This window comes from Bradyrhizobium brasilense (assembly GCF_029714345.1).
In the GTDB taxonomy this organism is placed as follows: domain Bacteria; phylum Pseudomonadota; class Alphaproteobacteria; order Rhizobiales; family Xanthobacteraceae; genus Bradyrhizobium; species Bradyrhizobium australafricanum.
This window is the reverse complement of the sequence record NZ_CP121669.1, coordinates 4822095-4845371: the sequence shown is the minus strand read 5'-3', so window position 1 is coordinate 4845371 and position 23277 is coordinate 4822095. Positions and strand designations below refer to the sequence as shown.

Genomic DNA, 23277 nt, shown 5'->3' with positions numbered 1-23277 from the left:
CATCGGGCAGCGCCCGGCGGGCCTTGCCGAAGGCGGCGGCTTGGCGATAAACCGGGCGGTACCAATCCCTTGCGGCGCTTGAAGACGCCCGGTTCTGACCGAGGAAACACCCGATGACCGTCCTGACCTTGCCCTGTCTGTTGTGCGTATCGGCGGGGCGGCAATGAGCGGGACGGCTGCTGCCGCGCCGCGCGGCGGGATCGCGCGAGTATCGCGCCGGGTGATGAACCTCGCCTACATCCTGACCCAGAACGCCCGCCGCCACGGCGATCGCCCCGGCTTCATCTGGAACGAGAAGGCTTGGTCCTGGCGCCATGTCGACCAGAACGTCTCGGCGCTGGCGGCGGCATTGGCGGCACGTGGCATCGTCAAGGGCGACCGCATCCTGGTGCATTCCAAGAACTGCGACGAGATGTTCTGGTCGATGTTCGCGGCCTTCCGGCTCGGCGCCGTCTGGGTGCCGACCAATTTCCGCCTGATGCCGGACGAGGTCGCCTATCTCGCGGCGGCCTCCGGCGCCAAGGCGTTTCTCTGCCACGCCGACTTCCCCGAACATGCCAAGGCGGCCGCCAATCCCGCGCTCGAATTCGTCTGGCAGATCGGGGAGGAGGGCACGTTCGGCGAGGCGACGCTCGGCGACGTCATCGCCAAGCACGCCGGCGCTGTGGTCGAGAACGTTGCCGTCGACTATGACGATCCCTGCTGGTTCTTCTTCACCTCCGGCACCACCGGCCGCTCCAAGGCCGCGGTCTTGACCCATGGCCAGATGGCCTTCGTCATCACCAACCATCTCGCCGACTTGATGCCCGGCACCACGGAAGAGGACGCCTCGCTGGTGGTGGCGCCGCTGTCGCATGGCGCCGGCGTACATCAATTGGTGCAGACGGCGCGCGGCGTGCCGACCATCCTGCTGCCGTCGGAGAAGTTCGACATCGCCGAAGCCTTCCGGCTGATCGCCAAGCATCGCGTCAGCAACATGTTCACGGTGCCGACCATCCTGAAGATGATGGTCGAGCATCCCGCCGCCGACCAGCACGACCACTCCTCGCTGCGCTACATCATCTACGCCGGCGCGCCGATGTATCGCGAGGACCAGAAGGCGGCGCTGAACAAGCTCGGCGGCGTGCTGGTGCAGTATTTCGGCCTCGGCGAGGTCACCGGCAACATCACGGTGCTGCCGCCCGGACTGCACGATCCCGAGGACGGGCCGCATGCGCGGATCGGCACCTGCGGCTTCGAGCGCACCGGGATGCAGGTCTCGATCCAGGGCGACGACGGCAGCGAGCTGAAGTCGCACGAGACCGGCGAGATCTGCGTGATCGGTCCCGGCGTGTTCGCGGGCTACTACGACAATCCCGAGGCCAACGCGAAGGCGTTTCGCGACGGCTGGTTCCGCACCGGCGACCTCGGCCACATGGACGAGGAGGGCTTCGTCTACATCACCGGCCGCGCCTCCGACATGTACATCTCGGGCGGCTCCAATATCTATCCGCGCGAGATCGAGGAGAAGCTCTTGACCCATCCCGCGGTCGGCGAGGTCGCGGTGCTCGGCGTGCCCGATTCCTTCTGGGGCGAGGTCGGCGTCGCCGTCTGCGTCGCGCGCGAGGGCACCGAGGCGGTCGCGGAGGCGGAGCTTGCCGCCTATCTCGCGCCTAAAGTGCCGCGCTACAAGATGCCGAAACGCTTCTTCTTCTGGGAGGCGCTGCCGAAGTCCGGCTACGGCAAGGTGCCGAAGCGGCTGATCCGCGACGAACTCGAGGCGCGCGGATTGCTCGAGGTGATCGCCAAATCGACGGGAGCGTGAGGCGATGCGCAGCATCGCCCAGCCTGGCGCTCCGCATCCAGAGCGCATCCAATGGGTCAGCGCGCGCGGCCGCGCCTTTTCATTCGTGCTCGAGGCCGGCATTCCCTTGCTCGAAGCCGTGCGCCGCGGCTTTGCGGCGGAGGGCTTTTGCGGCGGCGTCCTCAGCGCGAAAAGCGGCGCGCTCGGGCCGTTCGCCTATGTGATGCCGGCGCTATCGAAGGACGGCGTCAACGCCGCGTTCTACAGCGACACGTTCCGTCCCGACGGCGTGACCCGGCTCAAGCTGGCGGCGTTGACCTTCGGTGAACGTGACGGCGCGCCGTTCTTTCATTGCCACGGCCTGTGGACCGAAGCCGATGGCCGGTTCAACGGCGGCCACATGCTGCCGGACGAAACCATTGTCGCCGAGCCGTTCGAGGTGAACGCGTTCGGGATCGACGGCGCGACGTTCCTGGCCGAAGCGGACAGTGAGACCAATTTCAAGCTGTTCGGTCCCGTCGCCAGCGCGCCGCGTGGGGCCAGGACCACGAGCCATGCCTTCGCGCTGCGGCTGCGGCCGAACCAGGATTTTGCCTGCGCGCTGGAAGGCTTCTGCCGCCAGCATGGCATCCTGCGTGCGCGGCTGCATGGCGGCGTCGGCTCGACCATCGGCGCCGTCTTCACCGACGGCCACAGCGTGGTGCCGTTCGCGACCGAGCTCGCGGTGACCGCGGGCGAGATCGCACCGGACGCGGATGGCCGGCTGCATGCCGAGCTCGACATCGCACTGGTCGACTATCTCGGCGGCATCGCCGAGGGACGCCTGGTGCGCGGCGACAATCCGGTGCTGATGACGATGGAGCTGGCGCTGGAGGTGTTGGAGGAGGCGGAGCAGCCGTAGGGGCGGGCGCTTTCTCCCGGCGGTCGTCCTGGCGTTCGCCGGAGCCGATATCGCGCCGCGGCCTTCGCTGTCGTCCCTGCGAAAGCAGGGACCCATACCACAGACGTTCGTTGTCGAAGCGAGCTGTGGCTCCAGCGTTATGCGCTAATGACCTTCGGTGGTTATGGGTCCCGGGTCGCGCTTCGCTTGCCCGAGACGACACCTAATTTGTTGCGCGATCTGCGAGGCACACATCCACTCGCGACATGAATTGTCCGAGGTTTGCCGCCTTCGCCGCCCTCTCTTGACCAGAGGGCGCAGGGGCCGCTCACCGCCGCTTGCGGACATCGATGTTGATGTCGAGGTCGATGGCGCTGACGCAACGTTGCTCGGTGCGGTGCGATCCGCCCTCGTGCCAAGGGCCGTTGCGCAGGCTGATGTCGGTGACGCGAGCGAGCCGCAGGCAGCGCCATTGCGGCAGTTGGCCCGAGCTCGAGCCGCCGAACTGCCAGGCCAGCACGACCTCTTCACCGCTCTTGTTGTGGCCGATGATGTGCGGGCAGAGTTCGCGCGGCCGGCCGTCATAGATGCAGACCGCTTGCTGTTCGTTGAGGATCGCCTTGCGGAAGAGGGCGTAAGCTTTGCTAGCCATGGAACATCCGGCCATCTAGGATTGCTGCGGGCTCCTATCATATAAACTGGGCCACCCGCCGTTGTTTCCCCGGATCCGCGCCGATGGCCAGAGGACGACACCGCCCGATCAACATGCCCGCGCCATATCTGAGGCGCGTCTGGCTCGATCCCGAGCGCATTCCCAATCGCAACGCATATCCGTTCGTGCTGCCGCTGCTGCGCGACGATTTCGAGCTGAGCTTCGACAAGGCAATCACCATCATTGTCGGCGAGAACGGCACCGGCAAGTCGACGCTGCTCGAGGGGATCGCCGTGATGGCCGGCTATGATGACGCCGGCGGCGGCAAGGGCTACATGCCGGTCGATCACAGCAATGCGGTCGAGGAAATGGGCGGCTCGCTTGCGACCGCGCTCCGCGCGAGCTGGCTGCCGAAAATCACCAATGGCTGGTTCTTCCGCGCCGAGAGCTTCTACTCGGTCGCCAGATATCTCGACTCCGTCGCCAGCCCCTATGCTGACTTCCTGTCGCATTCGCATGGCGAAGGCTTTTTGCGCTTCTTCGAGGAGCGCTGCCAGCGGCAAGGCATCTTCATCTTCGACGAGCCGGAATCCGCGCTGTCGCCGTCGCGCCAGATTGAATTCCTCAAGCTGCTGCACCGGATGCACGGAACCGGCCACTGCCAGGTGATCATGGCCACGCATTCACCGGTCCTGATGGCTTATCCGAATGCGACGCTGCTGCGGCTGACGAAATACGGGCTGGAGCCGGTGAACCTGAGGGACACCGATCATTACAAGGTCATGCGCGAGTTCTGCGACGATCCGAAAGGGTTCGTCGAGGCGGCGATCGAGGAGTGAAACCGCTGCCCGGGCGGGCTTGCCTCCCGGGGAAGCCGCCGGCTGCGACTTCGCTCTGGTGCAAGAAGCAGGTTGCCGGTCTAGTCTAGAACCTCCAATCATAAACTGCGGCATGCGCCAGGCGGCGCAGGGCCGACAGACATCGGGAGAGGACCAAGGATGAGGCGAACGATCGCACGGACTTTCGTGGTGGTGGCGGCATTGGCTGTGTTGGGGGCCGCCTGGGCCCACGGGCCGACCCGCCAGAAGGTGCGGGAATCGATCGAGATCGACGCGCCGCAGGCCAAGGTGTGGGCGGTGATCGGCAATTTCCAGGACATGAGCTGGCTCGCCGGCGTCACCAAGACCGAAGGCGAGAAGGGCAACGAGGTCGGCGCCACGCGGCGGCTGACGCTCGGGCCCGGCGCCACCGTCGACGAGGAACTCTACAAATACGAACCGGAGATGATGAGCTATTCGTACCGGATCACGGCGGTCGACGTGAAGGTGCTGCCGGTCTCCAACTATTCCTCGACGCTGACGGTGTCGCCGGCGCCGGACGGCAAGTCGAAGCTGGAATGGGCCGGCGCGTTCTACCGCGGTTTTCCGAACAATGATCCGCCGCCGGAACTGAGCGACGAGGCCGCGGTGAAGGCGGTGAGCGGGCTCTACAAGGCCGGGCTCGAAGCGCTGAAGAAGAAGATCGAGAGCGGGACCTGAGCGTGCGCGCGATTGCGCTCGTCGCGCTGCTCGCCGGCCTCGGCGTCGCGCGCGCCGAGGAGGCGTTCGTCACCAACCAGCTCAGCGACGACCTCACGGTGGTCGATCTCGCGACCTCGAAGCCGGTTGCGACCATCGCGATCGGCGGCAAGCCCGCAGGCGTTGCCGTCAGCAATGACGGCCGCTTCGCCTATGTGACCAGCCCGGATGCCAAGGCGGTCACGGTGGTCGACGCGTCGGCGCGAAAGGTGGTAGGCCGGGTCGATGTCGGCGGCGGGCCGCTCGGCATTGCGGTCGCGCCCGACGGCGCGATGGTCTATGTCGCCGACTGGTACGCCGCCGCGGTGCGGGTGATCGATGCCAGAGAGCGGCGTGTCGTCGCAAGTATCGCGGTCGGGGCATCGCCGTCCGGGCTGGCGGTGACGCCGGATGGGCTGCTGCTGCTGTCCGCGGATCGCGACGATGACAGCGTCTCCATCATCGATACCGCCTCGCGCGAGCGGAGGGGGATCGTGAAGGTCGGGAGTCGGCCGTTTGGTGTCACCATCGATGCCGATGGCAAGCGTGCCTACACCGCCAATGTCGGCACCAACGACGTCTCGGTGATCGACGTCGCGACCGCCCGCGAGATCGGCCGCGTGCATGTCGGCCTGCGCCCCTACGCGGTGGCGCTGGCGCAGGGCCGCGGCTTCGTCACCGACCAGTATGACGGCAAGGTCAGCGTGTTCGACCTCGCGACGTTGCAGCCCGTGAAGCGGATTACGGTGGGCGATTACCCCGAAGGCATCGAGGCGACCGCCGACGGCAAGCGCATCCTGGTCGCGAACTGGGAGAGCAACACGCTGAGCGTGATCGACGCCGCCGAGCTGAAGGTGATTGGCGAGGTCCGGGTCGGCGACGGCCCGCGCGCGTTCGGGGCGTTCCTGAGACGGACGGAGTAGGCAGAAGGTGCGTGGGGTGTCCCAAAATATCGAAAACAACCCCATGCAAAGGAGCAGGCTGCCGCCGAGACTCGGAAAGCGACTTGACGCGTCGGGCAAATCAGCGGTACGTTTTTATTATTCCGAAATTGTGCAAGCGTTCGCCGCCGCAGGATAGAGCCAACCGCGCCCTGCGACCCGTCGTCGTGCTGCGCCCCATTGGCTCACCAGCGCGGCAGGCCTATATTATCAGGCAAACACCAGGAAACAGGGAGGATGCTATGCATCATACCTTGGTGCCCAGTGACCGAGTCGAACACGTCTGCGTCTTCGGGCGCGACGGGACGAAACTTGGGTCGATCGAGCGGCTGATGCTCGACAAGGTGAGCGGAACGGTGGCCTACGCCATCATCAAGACCGGCGGCGTGCTGAGTACCCACCACCACTATCCCGTCAAATGGACCGCGCTGCGCTTCGATCCTGTGCGCCAGGCCTTCGAGGCCGAGGTGACGCTGGAGGATCTGCGCGCAGGGCCGTCGGAGTTCGACGGCGACGAGTTCGACTGGGGCGACCGCTCGCAATCGTATACGCACCCGAACTATTGGGCGGTGTAGTGCGCAGTTGAGGCCTGCCGTAGCCCGCATGAGCGAAGCGACATGCGGGAGCGGTCAACTTGTTCGGCTGATAGACCCCGCATATCGCTCCGCTCATGCGGGCTACTAAGTCAGGCACATGACCCAATTCAAGCCCGCAGGCTGGCCTTCCGTCATACCGCGGATTGTCACGCGCGACCTCACCGGCTTGGCCAGATTTCTTCGAGACGTTTTCGATGCGCAGGGCGATGTCCGCTCCGGAGCGCCGACGGAAATCCGGATCGGAGACTCGATCATCCTGATCAGCGACGGCGGAGGCGTGCGCGAGGCGATGCCGGCCTTTCTCTACGTCTATGTTCAAGACGCGGACGAGGCCTATCGGCGGGCGATCGCGGCAGGCGCTGAATCCATCGAGATACCCGTGGATACGCCTATGGCGACAGACGCGCGACGGTCCGGGATGCCTGGGCAAATGTCTGGCAGGATCGCTACCTATCGCAGCAATCCGTAGGATGGGTGGAGCGAAGCGATACCCATCATTCGGGGCCGCGGGGTGAGTTGATGGGTTTCGCTTTGCTCCACCCATCCTACTTGCATGTTGCGGTAACTCGCACCGACGAGCGATGCCGCTACTCCGCCGCCTCGCTCGCTGAGCTCTTCCTTGGCTTGCTGTTCGCCTTCTTCAGCACCGGCGCCAAAAACTTGCCGGTGTAGCTGCGCGGCGCTTTCACGATGTCCTCGGGCGGGCCCCAGGCGACGATCTCGCCGCCGCCGTCGCCGCCTTCGGGGCCGAGGTCGATGACCCAGTCGGCGGTCTTGATCACTTCGAGATTGTGCTCGATCACCACCACCGTGTTGCCCTGGGCGACCAGCTCGTGCAGCACCTCTAAGAGCTTGGCGACGTCATGGAAGTGCAGGCCGGTGGTCGGCTCGTCCAGGATGTAGAGCGTGCGGCCGGTGGCGCGCTTTGATAGCTCCTTGGCCAGCTTGACGCGCTGCGCCTCGCCGCCGGACAGCGTGGTGGCCTGCTGGCCGACATGGATGTAGTCGAGGCCGACCCGGTGCAGGGTCTGGAACGTTTCGCGCACGCGCGGCACCGCCTTGAAGAACTCGGCGGCTTCCTCGACCGTCATGTCGAGCACGTCGGCGATGCTCTTGCCCTTGAACAGCACCTCCAGCGTCTCGCGGTTGTAGCGCTTGCCCTTGCAGGTGTCGCAGGTGACGTAGACGTCCGGCAGGAAGTGCATCTCGATCTTGATGACGCCGTCGCCCTGGCAGGCCTCGCAGCGGCCGCCCTTGACGTTGAAGGAGAAGCGCCCGGGCTCGTAGCCGCGCGCCTTCGCTTCCGGCAGGCCGGCGAACCATTCGCGGATCGGCGTGAAGGCGCCGGTATAGGTCGCGGGGTTGGAGCGCGGCGTGCGGCCGATCGGCGACTGGTCGATGTCGATGATCTTGTCGATGTGCTCGAGGCCCTCGATGCGGTCGTGCGGCGCCGCGCCCTCGCTGGCGTTGTTCAGCTTGCGGGCGATGGCGCGGTACAGCGTGTCGATCAACAGCGTCGACTTGCCGCCGCCGGAGACGCCGGTCACGCAGGTGAACAGGCCGAGCGGGATTTCGGCCGAGACGTTTTTGAGGTTGTTGCCGCGCGCGTTGACGACCTTGATGGTGCGCCGGTGGTTCGGCGGCCGCCGGTCGGGCACAGGCACCGACAACTCGCCGGTGAGATACTTGCCGGTCAGCGATTTCGGGTTGCGCATGATCTGGTCGGGCGTGCCCTCAGCGACGATGTGGCCGCCATGCATGCCGGCGCCGGGCCCGATATCGAGCACGTAATCGGCGAGGCGGATGGCGTCCTCGTCATGCTCGACCACGACCACGGTATTGCCGAGGTCGCGCAGCCGCTTCAGCGTGTCGAGCAGGCGGGCATTGTCGCGCTGGTGCAGGCCGATCGACGGCTCGTCCAGCACGTAGAGCACGCCGGTCAGGCCCGAGCCGATCTGCGAGGCGAGGCGGATGCGCTGGCTCTCGCCGCCCGACAGCGTGCCGGAGGAGCGCGACAGCGTCAGGTAGTTCAGGCCGACGTCGAGCAGGAAGGTCAGGCGCTCGCGGATCTCTTTCAGGATGCGCGTCGCGATCTCGTTCTGCTGCGCGTTCAGCGCCTCCGGCACCGTCTCGAACCATTCGCCGGCGCGCTTGACCGAGAGCTCGGAGATCTCGCCGATATGCTTGCCGCCGATCTTGACGCATAGCGCCTCGGGCTTCAGCCGATGGCCGTTGCAGCCTTCGCAGGGCACGTCGGAGAAATACTTGCCGAGCTCCTCGCGCGCCCACTCGCTCTCGGTTTCGCGGTAGCGGCGGTTGATGTTGGTGATGACGCCCTCGAACGGCTTCTTGGTGTCGTAGGAGCGGACGCCGTCCTCATAGGAGAACTTGATCTCGTCGTCGCCGGAGCCGTGCAGCAGCGCGTTCTGGACCTTCTTGGTGAGGTCCTTCCACTTGGTGTCGAGCGTGAACTTGTAGTGCTTGCCGAGCGCGGTCAGGGTCTGGATGTAGTAGGGCGAGGACGATTTCGCCCAGGGCGCGATCGCGCCCTTGCGCAAGGTCAGCTCCTTGTCGGGGATGACCAGGTCTTCGTCGATATGCTGCTCGACGCCCAGGCCGCCGCAGGCCGGACAGGCGCCATAGGGGTTGTTGAACGAGAACAGGCGCGGCTCGATCTCGGGGATCGTGAACCCGGAGACCGGGCAGGCGAACTTCTCCGAGAACAGGATGCGCTCGGGCCCGCTCTTGTCGTGGATCTTGGCGGTTTTCTTCTTGTCCTCTTTCTTGTCGTCCTGGGCGGCCGCCGCCGGCGCGTCGGCATATTCAATCACGGCGAGGCCCTCGGCGAGCTTCAGCGCGGTCTCAAAGCTTTCCGCGAGGCGCTGGGCGAGGTCGGGACGCACCACGATACGGTCGACCACGACGTCGATGTCGTGCGGGAATTTCTTGTCGAGCGCGGGCGCTTCGGACAGTTCGTAGAAGGTGCCGTCGATCTTGACGCGCTGAAAGCCCTTCTTGAGATACTCGGCGAGCTCCTTCTTGTACTCGCCCTTGCGGCCGCGCACGACCGGCGCCAGCAGGTAGAGGCGGGTGCCTTCCGGCAGCGCCAGCACGCGGTCGACCATCTGCGAGACGATCTGGCTCTCGATCGGCAGGCCGGTGGCCGGCGAATAGGGCACGCCGACGCGCGCCCAGAGCAGGCGCATGTAGTCGTAGATCTCGGTAACGGTGCCGACGGTGGAGCGCGGATTCTTCGACGTGGTCTTCTGCTCGATCGAGATCGCCGGCGACAGACCGTCGATCTGGTCGACATCCGGCTTCTGCATCATCTCGAGGAACTGGCGCGCATAGGCCGACAGCGATTCGACGTAGCGGCGCTGGCCCTCGGCATAGATGGTGTCGAACGCGAGCGACGACTTGCCGGAACCGGACAGGCCGGTGAACACCACGAGCTTGTCGCGGGGAATCTCGACGTCGATGTTCTTCAGATTGTGTTCGCGCGCGCCACGGATCGTGATGGCGCGCGATGAGGAGCCGGCGTTCTGTTGGCGCTTCGCCTTGAGCACTTCATCCATAGCGACAGTTCCGGGCGCATGCTTGGGCGCCTTTTGGGCGCGCATCGCCGGTGATGCCGGGACCTTGCGCCGATGGGGTGTGAAGGCTGGAACGTAGGAAGAACGGCCGACAATTTCCAGTGCTGAGTCGCGTCCATCAACGGATAGTTTGCCTGATGGCAGCAGCCGTCAGCAGCGCCGGTTCCGCTAGAGCCTTTCCCCCGTTCCGATGGAATCGGAACGGGGGCTCCAGATTCCCGCTTTGACGCGTTTTCCTTGCGCGAGCCGGAATCCGCTTCGCTCGAAAACGCTCTTACGCAAAAAGGCCGGCGCGAGGCCGGCCTTTCGGTGCGATCTGATCGCAGATCAATCTTAGTACTTGGCGACGATCGGGCCGCCGAAGTGATAGTTGACGCCGAACTGGGCGCTGTGCAGCTCGAGCGTACCGGAGGGCACGCCGAAATAGTTCTCGCTGTCGAGGCTGCGATACAGGTATTCGCCCTTGATCGACCACTGCGGGGCGATGAAGGCCTCGACGCCGGCGCCGACGGTCCAGCCGGAGTGGAAGTTGCTCTGCGAGGCGGTCACGCCGAACGCGATGACGCTGACCTCGTTGTTGGCCCAGGCGTAGCCGCCGGTGCCGTAGAACAGCACCTTGTCGACGGCGAAGCCGAAGCGGCCGCGCACGGTGCCGAGCGAGTCGATCTTGCTGCGGGCGGTGACGCCGAGCGCGGAGACCGACGCGTCGATGTCAGCGCCTGCAGCGTCAACCTCGAGGCCGTACACGATGTTGCCGGCCTGCCAGTTGTAGCCGATGGTGCCGCCGCCGAAGCCGCCTTCCATGCTCGGGGTGCCGGAGTTCTCGCTGGCGTAGCCGCCGAAGCCACCGACGTAGAAGCCGGTCCAGTTGTAGATCGCGGCCGGCGGCGGAGCCTTCACGTAAGGCGCGCGTGCCGCCATGTCGGCGGCCATTGCCGGTGCAAAAGTGTTCAGTGCAAACATGCCGGCCGAGGCCAGCAAAACATTCCTGATTTCCCAGCAAAACATTCCTGATTTCAAAGTCCGAGTCCCGTTTTTCTTGCTCATTTTCTTGTTGTCCCTTCAAAGATTTTGAAGAGAGCGTCACAGCAGTGTCGCGTGACGTGCTGGTGCTTCTACAGAGAAATGCCGGAACGTGTGTATCCGCGAAACCACAACGCACCGAAAACGGCCCCGGTGAGGTGCGCGTGCACACGCAACGAAAAAGCCGGCGCACAAACAGGCGCAAACAAAAAGGCCGGCGCGAGGCCGGCCTTTCGTCTGGATCAATCGGCCTGGCGCGATCAGTAGCGCGCGACGACCGGGCCACCCCACTTGTAGTTCACGCGGACGGTGACGAGGTCGACGTCCTGGCGATCGCGGATGGTGCTGTTCAGCGTGCCGTTGGGAGCGATCAGGTTGTAGGTCTTGTCCTGCATGAACAGGTGGTCGTATTCGATGCCTGCGGTCCAGTTCGGCGCGAAGCCGACTTCGATGCCGGCGCCGACGGTGCCGCCCCAGCGGGTGTCGCTGGCGCTACCGACCAGCACGCCGGTTGGGGTGAAGTAGGTGTTGAAGCGGTTGTCGGTCAGCGCCGCGCCGCCCTTGGCGTAGAGCAGCACGTTGTTGACGGCGTAACCGATCTGGCCGGTGAACAGGCCGAACGCGTCGATCTTGGACTGGTTGGTGAACAGGCCCGGGAAGATCGCGCTGTTGTTGCTGCCCTTCAGGTCAGCCCAGTCGCCCTGCGCTTCGAGGCCGAACACCCAGGCGCCAGCCTGCCAGCGATAACCGATCTGGCCACCGGCGACGCCGCCGGTTGCATCATGGCAACCATCTGATGCGAGGAAGATGCCGGCCGGGAGCTGGTCCCAGCAATTGTGGCTCGAGCCCCAGCCGCCGTTGGCGCCGATGTAGAAGCCGGTCCAGTCATAGATCGGGGCAACCACGGGCGGCGGTGCCTTGGTGTACGGGCGCGCAGCGAGATCGGCAGCCGCGGCAGGCGCAGCAAACGCAATCAGAGCAACCGTACCGAGCAAAAACTTCTTCATTATCAATCCCCCAGCACCCCGATCGGCTTCCAAACGGTCCCGAAGCACGATCCCAGACGCGAGCGCCCGCGCCATGGTTGGAGCTATACGCTGATTCAACCGCAAACGCAGTCTCCCAAATGCAACACTCGCGGGAGAAGTATCGATAAGGCAAGCTACTGATTTGTTTGTTGTTTTTCTAAATCTTGCTGCCGAGCGTCGGCCTGCGCCGAGATCGACTGCCGCTCTGACGGCACTGGCCGCTTCTACGGATGGTTGTGGCGAACAAAACTGGAACGATGCCGGATCCGGTGCTATATCCCGATATCCGTGGATAACCGCGCGACGGCAAAGGCGACGAGCCGGCACCGGCGTATAGGGTCATCCACGACGCCTGCGACGTAAGTGGCGAAGGTTGAGAGTGGCGGCCGAATGTCCGGACGCCCGGTTTTTGAGTGGAGATGATGCGATGGCAGGAAGCGTGAACAAGGTGATCCTGGTGGGAAACCTCGGCAAGGATCCGGAAATCCGGCGGACGCAGGACGGCCGTCCGATCGCAAACCTTTCCATCGCCACCTCGGAAACGTGGCGCGACAAGGGCACCGGCGAGCGTAAGGAAAAGACCGAGTGGCACCGCGTCGTGATCTTCAACGAGGGCCTCTGCAAGGTCGCCGAGCAGTATCTGAAGAAGGGCGCCAAGGTGTACATTGAGGGTCAGTTGCAGACCCGCAAATGGACCGACCAGAGCGGCGTCGAGAAGTACTCGACCGAAGTCGTGCTGCAGGGCTTCAACTCCAACCTCACCATGCTCGACGGGCGTGGCGGTGGGGGCAGCAGCTTTTCCGATGATGGCGGCAGCGATTTCGGTTCGGCCGGACCGGTCAGCTCGGCGCCGCGCCGCGCCGTCGCCGCGGGTGGTGGCAGCAGCCGCAACAGCGACATGGACGACGACATCCCGTTCTGAGCAGCGGTCGCGCTTCCGTCGATTCCGTCAGGCGCCGTTCCGTGAAGATCATTTCCCGGAACGGTCGCCGCGATCTGGACCAGCAATTTCCTCGTGTGGAATATGAGGATAACTCGGTAACTCTCTGTCAGAACGTCGGTGGTTCGACGTAAGGGATGCGGGTTCCCTGGACTTTGACACAGCCCGATGTAAATGATATTTACATTGGCCTGCGGCATTTGATGCTTGGCCGCGAGCTTCACCCGAGGGCCGGCCATCATGAGCCTCGCGCCATTGCTCGACGCCGCGCCTGCGATCCCACTCCACGCCTTTGCCGCGATGGCCGCCTTCGTGCTCGGCTCCATCCAGCTGGCCGCCCCCAAGGGCACGCTGCCGCACCGGACCCTGGGCTGGATCTGGGTGATCCTGATGCTGGTGGTCGCCGGAAGCTCGTTTTGGATCCATCAGATCCAGCTGGTCGGTCCCTGGAGCCCGATCCACCTGCTGTCGATCTTCTCGCTCGCCATGCTGGCGCTCGGCGTCACGGCCGCACGGAGCCACGATGTCCGCCGCCACAGGTTCACGATGATCGGCATTTTCTTCGGCGCGCTAGTCATTGCCGGGCTGTTCACGTTCATGCCCGGGCGGATCATGCACGCGGTGGTATTCGGCCACTGACGGGAGAGGCAAGTAGCGAATGGCGGGTGGCGAATAGGGGATTTTTCCATTGCTGTTCGCCATTCGCCACGCGCTTCCCGAGCAAGCAGCCGGAACCTCGGTGCTCCACCCGTAAGTGCATGAAAAAACGAACGGAAAAACGGCTTGCCGGAGCCGCGCAAGGGTGGTTATCAGGCCCCCGATGGGCTATATGATTCCCCAGTAGAACCGACCGGATTTCCCCTTTGTCCGATAACGACGACCACAAGCCCGGCGAGCCGCCGGGACCCTCAGATATTCGTCCCGTTTCCATTCTCGACGAGATGAAGAAGTCCTACCTCGATTACGCGATGAGCGTGATCGTGTCGCGTGCGCTGCCTGATGCGCGCGACGGGCTCAAGCCGGTGCACCGGCGCATCCTCTATTCGATGCATGAGCAGGGACACACGCCGGACAAGAAATACGTGAAATCCGCCCGCGTCGTCGGCGACGTGATCGGTAAATATCACCCGCATGGCGACCAGTCGATTTACGACGCGATGGTCCGCATGGCGCAGGATTTCTCGCTGCGCGTGCCGCTGATCGACGGCCAGGGCAATTTCGGTTCGGTCGACGGCGATCCGCCGGCGGCCTATCGATATACCGAAGCGCGGCTGACCAAGGCGGCGCTGGCCGTGCTGGCTGACATCGACATGGAAACGGTCGATTTCCAGCCGAACTACGACAACTCCGAAAAGGAGCCGTCGGTTCTGCCGGCCCGGTTCCCGAACCTTCTGGTCAATGGCGCCGGCGGCATCGCCGTCGGCATGGCGACCAACATCCCGCCGCACAATCTCGGCGAGGTCGTCGACGCCTGCGTGGCGCTGATCGACAATCCGGCGCTCACGATCGACGAGCTGATCGACATCATTCCCGGACCGGACTTCCCGACCGGCGGCGTCATCCTCGGCCGCCAGGGCATTCGTAGCGCCTACCATCTCGGCCGCGGTTCGATCGTGATGCGCGGCAAGGTGACGATCGACACCATCCGCAAGGACCGTGAAGCGATCATCATCACCGAGATTCCCTATCAGGTGAACAAGGCGACGATGGTCGAGCGTATCGCCGATCTCGTCAAAGAGAAGAAGATCGAGGGCATCGGGGACCTGCGCGACGAGTCCGATCGTGACGGCTATCGCGTCGTCATCGAACTGAAGCGCGAAGCGGTGCCCGACGTGGTGCTGAACCAGCTCTACCGATTCACACCGCTGCAGACCAATTTCCCGGCCAACATGCTGGCGCTGGATTCCGGCCGTCCGCAGACGATGAATCTGAAGGACCTGCTCACCATCTTCGTCGCGTTCCGCGAGCAGGTGGTGACCCGGCGGACCAAGTTCCTGCTCGGCAAGGCGCGCGACCGCGCCCACATCCTGGTCGGCCTTGCGATCGCGGTCGCCAACATCGATGAGATCATCCGCGTCATCCGGACCTCGCCCGATCCGAACACCGCGCGCGAGGCCCTTATGTCACGCGACTGGCCGGCACGCGACGTCGAGGCGATGATCACGCTAATCGACGATCCCCGGCATCGCATCAACGAGGACGGCACGCTGCGGCTGTCGATGGAGCAGGCCAGGGCCATCCTCGACCTTCGCCTGCAGCGCTTGACCGCGCTCGGGCGCGACGAGATTTCCGAAGAGCTCGACAAGCTCGCGGCCGAGATCGCCGACTATCTCGACATCCTGCGCTCGCGCGCCCGCGTGCAGGGCATCGTCAAGACCGAACTGGCCGAGGTGAAGCAGCAGTTCGCCACCCCGCGCAAGACCGTGATCATAGAGCAGGAAGGCGAGGTCGAGGACGAGGACCTGATCCAGCGCGAGGACATGGTCGTCACCGTGTCGCATGCGGGTTACGTCAAGCGCGTGCCGCTGTCGACCTACCGGGCGCAGCGCCGCGGCGGCAAGGGCCGCGCCGGGATGCAGACCCGCGACGAGGATTTCGTCTCGCGCCTGTTCGTGGCGTCCACGCACACGCCGGTGCTGTTCTTCTCGTCGCGCGGCCAGGTCTACAAGGAGAAGGTCTGGCGGCTGCCGATGGCCGCGCCAAACGCGCGCGGCAAGGCGCTGATCAATATCCTGCCGCTGGAACAGGGCGAACGCATCACGACGATCATGCCGCTGCCGGAGGATGAATCCTCCTGGGCCAATCTCGACGTGATGTTCGCGACGACCGGCGGTACCGTTCGCCGCAACAAGCTGTCCGACTTCGTCGACGTGCGCCGCTCCGGCATCATCGCCATGAAGCTCGGGGAAGGCGAGGCGATCGTCGACGTCCAGATCTGCACCGAGCATGACGACGTGCTGCTGACCGCCGCCGGCGGCCAGTGCATCCGTTTCCCGGTCACCGATGTGCGCGTCTTCACCGGCCGCACCTCGATGGGCGTGCGCGGCATTGCGCTGCCCGAGGCCGACAAGCTGATCTCGCTGGCGATCCTGCGCCATGTCGAGACCACCTCGGACGAGCGCTCGGCCTATTTGAAGATGCGCCGCGCCGTGGCCGGCGAGGCCGCGACCGAGGAGCCGGTCGAGGCCGAGGGCGAGGAGACCGCGAATGCGATCCAGCTGTCGCAGGAGCGCTATGCCGAACTGTCGGCGGCCGAGCAGGTGGTGCTGACCGTCTCCGTCAACGGCTATGGCAAGCGGACCTCGTCCTACGAGTACCGCACCACCGGCCGCGGCGGCAAAGGCATCGTCGCGATGAGCGTCAACAACCGGAACGGCAACCTGGTGGCGTCGTTCCCGGTCGAGGACGCCGACCAGATCATGCTGGTCACCGACAAAGGTCAGCTGATCCGCTGCCCGGTGGCCGATATCCGCGTCGCCGGCCGCTCGACCCAGGGCGTGATCGTGTTCGACACCGCCGAGGACGAGCACGTGGTCTCGGTCGAGCACATTCCTGAAGAGGAAAACGGCGAGAACGGCAACGGCGGCTAGCGCCGCCGTTTCGGAGAACCCCCAGCCCGAATGCAGCCAACGGGCGCGCAACAGGCGCGCCCGTTGACAGGCTCCGCGAAATCCGGCGGGCCTGCCGTGCGCCCCTAGCCCAAGGGCAACGCCCTATGCTTTGATGGGGTCCGGCGGATCTACCGATTTCGGGAGGCCGTTGTGACCGATCATCGCGTTGAGCGGCGGCTTGCAGCTATCCTGGCGGCTGACGTGGCCGGGTATAGTCGGCTGACCGGCCTGGACGAGGAAGGGACGCACGTCCGGCTGAGGGAGTGTCTGCGTGGACTCGCTGATCCCAAGATCAGCGAACACCGTGGCAAGGTCGTCAAGCACACGGGCGACGGCGTGCTCGCCGAGTTCGGCAGTGTCGTGGATGCGGTGCGTTGCGCCATTGAGGTCCAGCGCGCAATGGCCGAGCGAAATGCCACGGTGCCGCAACTCAAGCGGATCGAATTCCGCATTGGCATCCACGTCGGCGACATCATCGTCGATGAAAACGATATCTTTGGAGACGGCGTCAATATCGCCGCCCGCCTTGAAGGGATCGCGGAGCCCGGCGGGATCTGCATCTCGGACGATGCGCAACGTCAAATCCGCGGCAAGGTCGATGCCGTGTTCGAGGACATGGGCTCGCAGAACCTGAAGAACATTGCTGAGCCGATGCGCGCGTGGCGATTGAGGATAAATTCGGGCCATCCCGCGAGCGCCCCGATCGAGCCGCCGGTCGACAGCGCGCAAGCTCTGGCGCTCCCCGACAAGCCGTCGATCGCCGTGCTGCCGTTCGAGAATATGAGCGGCGACCCCGAGCAGGAATACTTCGCGGACGGAATGGTCGAGGAGATCATCACGGCGCTGTCGCGCTTCAAATGGCTGTTCGTGATCGCCCGAAATTCGAGTTTTACCTTCAAGGGCCGGGCGGTCGATATCAAGGAGGTCGGCCGCAGGCTCGGCGTCCGCTATGTCCTTGAGGGGTCTGTGCGCAAGGCCGCGGGGAAGGTTCGCATCACCGGGCAGTTGATCGATGCGGTGACCGGAACGCACATCTGGGCAGACAGGTTCGAGCGCGACCTGACGGACATATTCGCTCTCCAGGACGAGGTGACCGTCGCCGTCGTTTCGGCCATTCAACCAAAATTGCTGCAGATCGAAATCGGCCTGTCGGCACGGCGACCGGAGAACCTCACCGCCTATGATTTCTATCTCCGCGCCATGCAGCAGCATTACCTGATGACCGCCGACGGGTTGGCCGAGGCGATCAGGCTGGCGCATCGTGCTTTGGAGCTTGACCCCCGGTTCGGCTTTGTCGCCGCTCTGGCAGGTCTCGCGCACATGCAGAACATCCTTTGGGGGCATGCCGTCGATCCTCAATCTGACCGCAAGGAAGCGGTTCGGCTGCTTCGCCTGGCATTGAGCATCGACGATGGTGATGCGGAAACATTAGCCTGGGTTTCCCTCACCTCGGCGTACATGGTTGGCGATTGCGAGAGTGAGATCGAATTGGCCGACCGGGCGGTCGCTCTCAATCCGAATTCATATCGCGCATGGACCGCCAGAGGCAGCGTCTACAGAGTTGCCGGGCTTCCGGATGAAGCGGTCCGGAGTTTTGAACGCGCCATCCGCCTGAGCCCGTTAGACCCGCGGCTACCCATCACGTTTGTTGGGATGGGGATGGCCTTCATCGAGCTTCGCCGCTTTGACGAGGCCATTGCCGCAGCCAACAAATGCCGGCGCCAGAACGCCTCCTATTCGCTGGCTTACCGTTGTCTCGCGTCCGCGTTCGCTCATCTCGGACGCGACGCGGAGGCGCGTGAGGCGGCAGCGCTCCTGCTTCAGCTCGATCCCGCCTTTACAATATCCGCAATGATCGCCAGGGGCGGGTACCCAAACGCACAGCTGTTGATCGAGGGGCTTCGGAAGGCGGGATTGCCCGAATGAATTGTGCCCGCGGGCGCCGACGAGGCCGCCGTCGGGAGCACCGCAGGCTCTGTGTTTGTGGGGGCGCGGCCTAGATGGCGCTTTCCAGTTCGCGCGTGAGCCCGGGAAGGGCGTCCATCCGGCCGATCTGCGCGAACCAGCACCAGAGCTCGAGCGTCGAGGCCAGCCGGTAGAGCGCGATCGTGGCCTCCCAGTCCGGCCGCTCGCTTGTGCCGTGGCCCGCGAGCAATCCGTCGCGCTTCGGCGCGTCCCTCGGCGTGAAGTAATAGAGCGCCTTGGCGATGTCCATCAGCGGATCGCCGGCGGTGGCATTCTCGAAATCGACGATGCCGGTGAGACGCGGCTGCCCCTCCGGTGTCACCAGCACGTTGCCGGCGTGGAAGTCATAGTGGCAGAGGCGGGGCGTGGCGGCCGCGTCGAGCAGGACGCTCCGCGCCAGGATGCTGGCCCGCAGCCGCGCGGCCAGCGCTTCCTCCCCGCCGCGCGTGCAAAACTCGGTCAGCTTCCGCTCGAACTGCGCGGACATATAGGCGTGGTTGGTCGGGTGCGACGTCCAGACGCCGTGCGGACCGATATAGCCGAAGCTGTCGAGCTTGATGCCATTGATATGGCGGAGCGCTGAGCCCATGGCGGCGTAGATCGAAAACAGCTCCTGATCCGTCAGTGCCGCCTCGCGATCGCCGAGCACGACGCCGTCGAGCTTGCTCATCAGCACAAAATTGAAGTCGATCAGCGCGCGGCTGTCGTCGGCTATGAGGATGCGGGGAATGGCAATGCCGGCGTCGCGCAGAAGACCGAGGACATAGACCTCCTTCGCCATCTTCCATTGCAGCTGGGCGGGGTAGACCTTGAGGATGCAGCTTGGCGCGTCCGCCCGCGTGATCTCGAGGATCGTGCTGATCTCGCCGCCGCGTAGCTCGGTGATGCCTGCCACGCGCGCGCCTGGCGCAACCCGATCGATGATCGCCTGAGCCTGATCGATCGAAATCGCCAGCCGCGGCTTCAGCTGAAGAGGCGGATCGTCTGACATGTCCGCATCCGGGCTGTGGGACTAGATCTCGATCTCCGTCCCGAATTCCACGACCTGTCCGGTCGGCACGCCGAAGAACGCCGCCGACCGTTCGGCGTTGCGCTGCAGGAACGCGAATAGCGATTCCCGCCATACCCACATGCCCGGAATGTCCTCGCGCGGGATGATGGTCTCGCGGCCGATGTAGTAGGTCACATCGGTCAGACGGAGACCGGGCAGTTTGCCTTGGCGGCAGGCGAGCTTCAGCCCTTCGTAAACGGTCGGATATTGCATGAAGCCGTAACGCAGGATGACGCGGATGATGCCGGGGGTGACGTCGTGAACCACAACGCGATCCTCGTCCGAGATGCGCGGAGATTCCTCGATCTGGACGGTGACCAGCAGCACGCGCTGGTGCAGCACGTGGTTGTGCTTGACGAACTGGGTCAAGGCGAGCGGCACGCCGTTAGGGGCGGAGGCGAGGAATATGGCGGTGCCCGGCAGCCGGCTGTGGCACTTGTTGACCGCGGTCTCGATCAGATCTTCTTCCGGCTGACGCAGCTTGCTGCGCGCCGTCTCGACCAGTTTCACGCCGCCGCGCCAAGTCAGCATCAGGAAGGCCACCGCAGCGGCGAGCAGCAGCGGGAACCAGCCGCCTTCGAACAGCTTGGTCGAGTTCGCCGCAAAGAAGATCGCGTCGATGATGAAGAAGAAGCCGTTCACCGCGATCACGATGATCGGCGAATAGCCCCACTGGATCGCGACCAGCGCTGCAAGCAGCGTGGTGATCGCCATCAACAGCGACACTGCGATGCCGTAGGCGCCGGCGAGCGCGTCCGAGGTGCCGAAGGCGAGCACCGCGCCGAGTGTCCCCGCCGCAAGCATCCAGTTCACCAGCGGCACGTAGATCTGCCCGATGGCATCGCTCGTGGTGTGCTCGATGTGCATGCGCGGCAGGAAGCCGAGCTGGATCGATTGCTGGGTCAGCGAGAACACACCCGAGATGATGGCCTGCGAGGCAATCACGGTGGCGATCGTCGCGAGCAGGACTAGCGGGTAATGCGACCAGTCCGGCGACAACTGGAAGAACGGATTTTCGATCGCTGTCGGGTCGGTGATCAACAGCGCGGCCTGGCCGAAATAGTTCAGCACCAGAGCGGGCAGGCAGACGGCGAACCAGGCGAGCCGGATCGGAAAGCGGCCGAAATGCCCCATGTCGGCATACATCGCTTCACCGCCGGTCACCGCGAGGAAGGCGGCGCCGAGGATGGCGAAGCTGACGTGAAAATCCTGATGGATCAGGAAATCGAATGCATAGAGCGGGCTCAGAGCAACCAACACGCCGGGCGCCTTGACGATGCCGTGAATGCCGAGGGCTGCCAGCACGGCGAACCAGAACAGCATCACCGGACCGAATATCCTCCCGATGAAGCCGGTGCCCCGCTTCTGCATCATGAACAGGCCGATCAGGATCACGACGGTGATCGGCACCACCGCAGGGGTCAGCGAGGGCGCGTCGACCTTGAGGCCTTCGATCGCCGACAGCACCGAAATGGCCGGCGTGATGGCGCCGTCGCCGTAGAGCAGGGCGGCGCCGATCAGGCCGACCACCAGAAGATGGCCGCGCCAGGTGCCGGGCGCCGCGTTGCGCGCCGAGAGCAGCGCCAAGAGCGCGACGATGCCGCCTTCGCCGCGGTTGTCGGCGCGCAGGATCAGCATCGCGTATTTGATCGAGATGATGAGGATCAGCGCCCACAGGATCAGCGAGACCACGCCGAGCACCGCGCTCTCGGTGAGTGGACCGCCATGGGTAGCGGCCTTGGCGGCTTCCTTCAGGGCATAGAGGGGGCTGGTGCCGATGTCGCCATAGACGACGCCCAGGGCACCGAGCGTGACGGCAACCGGGATCGGACTGGACGGGGGGTGGCCAGAAGAAACGATGGCGGGCGTACTCGTCACGGCAATCCCCCGATGGCTGCGCCCGTCGGATCATCCGGCCGGGCGCCTTAGACGATAGTCTGCGACGGGACGTCGCAAATTACCATTGGGTTTTGTGTGACGGCCTGACCTTACGCCAGGCTGACGAGGGACGTCGCTCGACTACGCGCTACGGGGTACGGTCGGCGGTGACCAAGCGGGCTTCGCGAACCACAGTCTTGTTGCCGGCGGTGCGCAGGCACGAGGCCTCGAAATTCGGCCAGGCCTGCTGCGAGCAGTCCTTGCCGACCGGGTGGACGTCGAGACGATCGCTCTTGGCCAGCGGCTGCGGCGTGGAGGCTTCGACCTGCGGTGCAAAGCCCGGCAGCACGGTGAGCGCGGCGGCAATGAACGCGGCAACAGCGATGGCGGAAAGTGCCTTGATCATGACGGTCCCCAGTTGATCGGGCCGCCCGGGCCCGTCGTTTCGTTGTCCAATGTCTACCGGCCGCAAGTTTCCTGGTGTCTTCGCCACCGCGGGAAATGGTTTCGTCGCGGGCCGGTTTTGTTTCGTCCGCCAACGGCCGACGAAACATTCACCCCCGTAGACGCTGGCATCCCAGGACTCGTTCACTGGACGACTGGAAATTTGTTTCGAGCAAGCAATGGAACCCGGGCGGCTTGCCGGGGAGAGCCGGGCGGGTTAGGAGGGACCATGTCCCGTATCGCGATCTATCCCGGCTCCTTCGATCCCGTCACCAACGGCCATCTGGACGTGGTGAAACAGGCCGTCTTCCTCTGCGACCGCCTGATCGTCGCCATTGGCGTCCATCCCGGCAAGAAGCCGCTGTTTTCCACCGAGGAACGGCTGGCCATGGTCCATGAGGTGTTCGGCCCCATCGCCCAGCAGGCAGGCTGCGCCTTCGAGAGCGCGACCTATGACAATCTCACGGTCGCGGCAGCCCGCGCGGCCAAGGCCACGCTGATGATTCGCGGCCTGCGCGACGGCACCGATCTCGACTACGAGATGCAGCTTGCCGGTATGAACGATGCGATGGCGCCCGAGGTGCATACCGTGTTCGTTCCGGCGTCGGTTGCGGTCCGCCCGATCACCGCCACACTGGTGCGCCAAATCGCCCAGATGGGCGGCGACTTCTCTGCATTCGTGCCGTCATCAGTCGCAGCTAGCCTGAAGGCCAAGTTCGCCGGCTGATCCCGGCGGCTTGCCACACCCCAACGTTAAAGCTCCGGAGTTGCCATGATTCGCATTCTTGCATTCGTTGCTGCGCTGCTCTGCGTCGTGCCCGCGGTCGCGCAGCCGCTGCCGGCCAATCTCGACAAGGCCGATGCGATCGTGATCGACACCACCAAGGGCCGCATCGTCATCAAGCTGCGCACCGATATCGCGCCCAAGCATGCTGAGCGCATCAAGCAGCTGGCGCGCGAGGGCTTCTACAACAACGTGCCGTTCCATCGCGTGATGGACGGCTTCATGGCGCAGACCGGCGACGGCCAAAACTTCAACGGCACCGGCGGCTCGAAATATCCGAACCTGAAGCAGGAATTCTCCCAGGTCCCGTTCAAGCGCGGCATCGTCGGCATGGCCCGGCGCGGCGACAGCGTCGACAGCGCCAATTCGCAGTTCTTCATCATGTTCGCCGACGGACCGAGCCTGAACGGCCAGTACACCGTGATCGGCGAGGTGGTGCAGGGCATGGACGTGGTCGACAAGCTGAAAAAGGCGTCTGCGGGCTCTCCTGGCGGAGCCGTCACCGATCCCGACAAGATGGTGAAGGTGCAGGTCGCATCCGACATCAAGTGA

At 64.6% G+C, this 23277-nt stretch carries 20 protein-coding genes and 1 pseudogene; 14 read left to right on the top strand and 7 right to left on the bottom strand.

Going from position 1 to position 23277, the window contains the following annotated elements; all coding sequences use genetic code 11:
• Nucleotides 1-163 precede the first annotated feature (163 nt).
• Together QA635_RS22805 and QA635_RS22800 are read left to right on the top strand one after the other, a co-directional pair.
• Nucleotides 164-1804: an acyl-CoA synthetase gene (locus QA635_RS22805; protein ID WP_283061564.1), complete on the top strand. Its 1641-nt coding sequence runs from the start codon at nucleotides 164-166 to the stop codon at nucleotides 1802-1804.
• Between the two features lie 4 nt (nucleotides 1805-1808).
• The gene (locus tag QA635_RS22800; protein WP_283061562.1) at nucleotides 1809-2684 is read left to right on the top strand and encodes a PCC domain-containing protein; all 876 of its coding nucleotides are present in this window, start codon (nucleotides 1809-1811) and stop codon (nucleotides 2682-2684) included.
• A 307-nt stretch (nucleotides 2685-2991) separates the two neighbouring features.
• Here QA635_RS22800 and QA635_RS22795 read toward each other — a convergent pair whose 3' ends face one another.
• A complete protein-coding gene (locus tag QA635_RS22795; protein ID WP_283061561.1) occupies nucleotides 2992-3315 on the bottom strand; it encodes a hypothetical protein in 324 nt (107 codons plus the stop codon).
• 194 nt (nucleotides 3316-3509) lie between these two features.
• On the opposite strand from QA635_RS22795, the pseudogene QA635_RS41795 reads away from it, so the two are divergent.
• The 6 genes and pseudogenes from QA635_RS41795 to QA635_RS22770 form a co-directional block, all read left to right on the top strand.
• Nucleotides 3510-3605, top strand: a pseudogene (locus tag QA635_RS41795) (AAA family ATPase); the annotation flags it as partial.
• 6 nt (nucleotides 3606-3611) lie between these two features.
• Nucleotides 3612-4154, top strand: a complete 543-nt coding sequence (locus QA635_RS22790) for an AAA family ATPase (protein WP_425249203.1) — start codon at nucleotides 3612-3614, stop codon at nucleotides 4152-4154.
• Nucleotides 4155-4313: 159 nt separating this feature from the next.
• The gene (locus QA635_RS22785; RefSeq protein ID WP_283061559.1) at nucleotides 4314-4853 is read left to right on the top strand and encodes an SRPBCC family protein; all 540 of its coding nucleotides are present in this window, start codon (nucleotides 4314-4316) and stop codon (nucleotides 4851-4853) included.
• A 2-nt stretch (nucleotides 4854-4855) separates the two neighbouring features.
• On the top strand, nucleotides 4856-5794 hold the full coding sequence (locus QA635_RS22780; RefSeq protein WP_283061557.1) for a YVTN family beta-propeller repeat protein: 939 nt from the start codon (nucleotides 4856-4858) through the stop codon (nucleotides 5792-5794).
• 260 nt (nucleotides 5795-6054) lie between these two features.
• Nucleotides 6055-6387, top strand: a complete 333-nt coding sequence (locus QA635_RS22775) for a PRC-barrel domain-containing protein (protein WP_225161747.1) — start codon at nucleotides 6055-6057, stop codon at nucleotides 6385-6387.
• Between the two features lie 118 nt (nucleotides 6388-6505).
• Nucleotides 6506-6877 carry a VOC family protein gene (locus QA635_RS22770; RefSeq protein WP_283061555.1) on the top strand — a complete coding sequence of 124 codons (372 nt, stop codon included), beginning with the start codon at nucleotides 6506-6508 and terminating at the stop codon, nucleotides 6875-6877.
• 118 nt (nucleotides 6878-6995) lie between these two features.
• Here QA635_RS22770 and uvrA read toward each other — a convergent pair whose 3' ends face one another.
• The 3 genes from uvrA to QA635_RS22755 all read right to left on the bottom strand — a co-directional run bounded on the left by uvrA (nucleotide 6996) and on the right by QA635_RS22755 (nucleotide 12031).
• A complete protein-coding gene (gene uvrA / locus QA635_RS22765) occupies nucleotides 6996-9983 on the bottom strand; it encodes an excinuclease ABC subunit UvrA (protein ID WP_057018510.1) in 2988 nt (995 codons plus the stop codon).
• 351 nt (nucleotides 9984-10334) lie between these two features.
• Entirely contained in the window at nucleotides 10335-10994 is a 660-nt protein-coding gene (locus QA635_RS22760; protein ID WP_283071763.1) for an outer membrane protein, read from the bottom strand.
• 290 nt (nucleotides 10995-11284) lie between these two features.
• Nucleotides 11285-12031 (bottom strand): outer membrane protein, encoded by a 747-nt coding sequence (locus QA635_RS22755; protein WP_076828596.1) that lies wholly within the window; start codon nucleotides 12029-12031, stop codon nucleotides 11285-11287.
• Nucleotides 12032-12479: 448 nt separating this feature from the next.
• On the opposite strand from QA635_RS22755, the gene QA635_RS22750 reads away from it, so the two are divergent.
• The 4 genes from QA635_RS22750 to QA635_RS22735 all read left to right on the top strand — a co-directional run bounded on the left by QA635_RS22750 (nucleotide 12480) and on the right by QA635_RS22735 (nucleotide 18529).
• Nucleotides 12480-12974 carry a single-stranded DNA-binding protein gene (locus tag QA635_RS22750; RefSeq protein ID WP_057018508.1) on the top strand — a complete coding sequence of 165 codons (495 nt, stop codon included), beginning with the start codon at nucleotides 12480-12482 and terminating at the stop codon, nucleotides 12972-12974.
• A 258-nt stretch (nucleotides 12975-13232) separates the two neighbouring features.
• Nucleotides 13233-13631, top strand: a complete 399-nt coding sequence (locus QA635_RS22745) for a DUF2306 domain-containing protein (RefSeq protein WP_283071762.1) — start codon at nucleotides 13233-13235, stop codon at nucleotides 13629-13631.
• Between the two features lie 224 nt (nucleotides 13632-13855).
• The gene (gene gyrA / locus QA635_RS22740; RefSeq protein WP_057018507.1) at nucleotides 13856-16582 is read left to right on the top strand and encodes a DNA gyrase subunit A; all 2727 of its coding nucleotides are present in this window, start codon (nucleotides 13856-13858) and stop codon (nucleotides 16580-16582) included.
• Between the two features lie 171 nt (nucleotides 16583-16753).
• Nucleotides 16754-18529 (top strand): adenylate/guanylate cyclase domain-containing protein, encoded by a 1776-nt coding sequence (locus QA635_RS22735; protein WP_283061554.1) that lies wholly within the window; start codon nucleotides 16754-16756, stop codon nucleotides 18527-18529.
• 70 nt (nucleotides 18530-18599) lie between these two features.
• On the opposite strand, the gene QA635_RS22730 is transcribed toward QA635_RS22735, so the two are convergent.
• From QA635_RS22730 to QA635_RS22720, 3 genes are all read right to left on the bottom strand, one after another.
• Nucleotides 18600-19559, bottom strand: coding sequence for a phosphotransferase family protein (locus tag QA635_RS22730; RefSeq protein ID WP_283061552.1), 960 nt, complete (start codon nucleotides 19557-19559; stop codon nucleotides 18600-18602).
• Between the two features lie 21 nt (nucleotides 19560-19580).
• Nucleotides 19581-21479 carry a potassium transporter Kup gene (locus tag QA635_RS22725; RefSeq protein WP_425249202.1) on the bottom strand — a complete coding sequence of 633 codons (1899 nt, stop codon included), beginning with the start codon at nucleotides 21477-21479 and terminating at the stop codon, nucleotides 19581-19583.
• Nucleotides 21480-21645: 166 nt separating this feature from the next.
• Nucleotides 21646-21903, bottom strand: a complete 258-nt coding sequence (locus QA635_RS22720; RefSeq protein ID WP_038387125.1) for a hypothetical protein — start codon at nucleotides 21901-21903, stop codon at nucleotides 21646-21648.
• 267 nt (nucleotides 21904-22170) lie between these two features.
• On the opposite strand from QA635_RS22720, the gene coaD reads away from it, so the two are divergent.
• Nucleotides 22171-22668: a pantetheine-phosphate adenylyltransferase gene (gene coaD / locus QA635_RS22715; RefSeq protein WP_076828588.1), complete on the top strand. Its 498-nt coding sequence runs from the start codon at nucleotides 22171-22173 to the stop codon at nucleotides 22666-22668.
• 45 nt (nucleotides 22669-22713) lie between these two features.
• Complete coding sequence (locus QA635_RS22710) at nucleotides 22714-23277, top strand: peptidylprolyl isomerase (RefSeq protein WP_028332096.1); 564 nt, start codon at nucleotides 22714-22716, stop codon at nucleotides 23275-23277.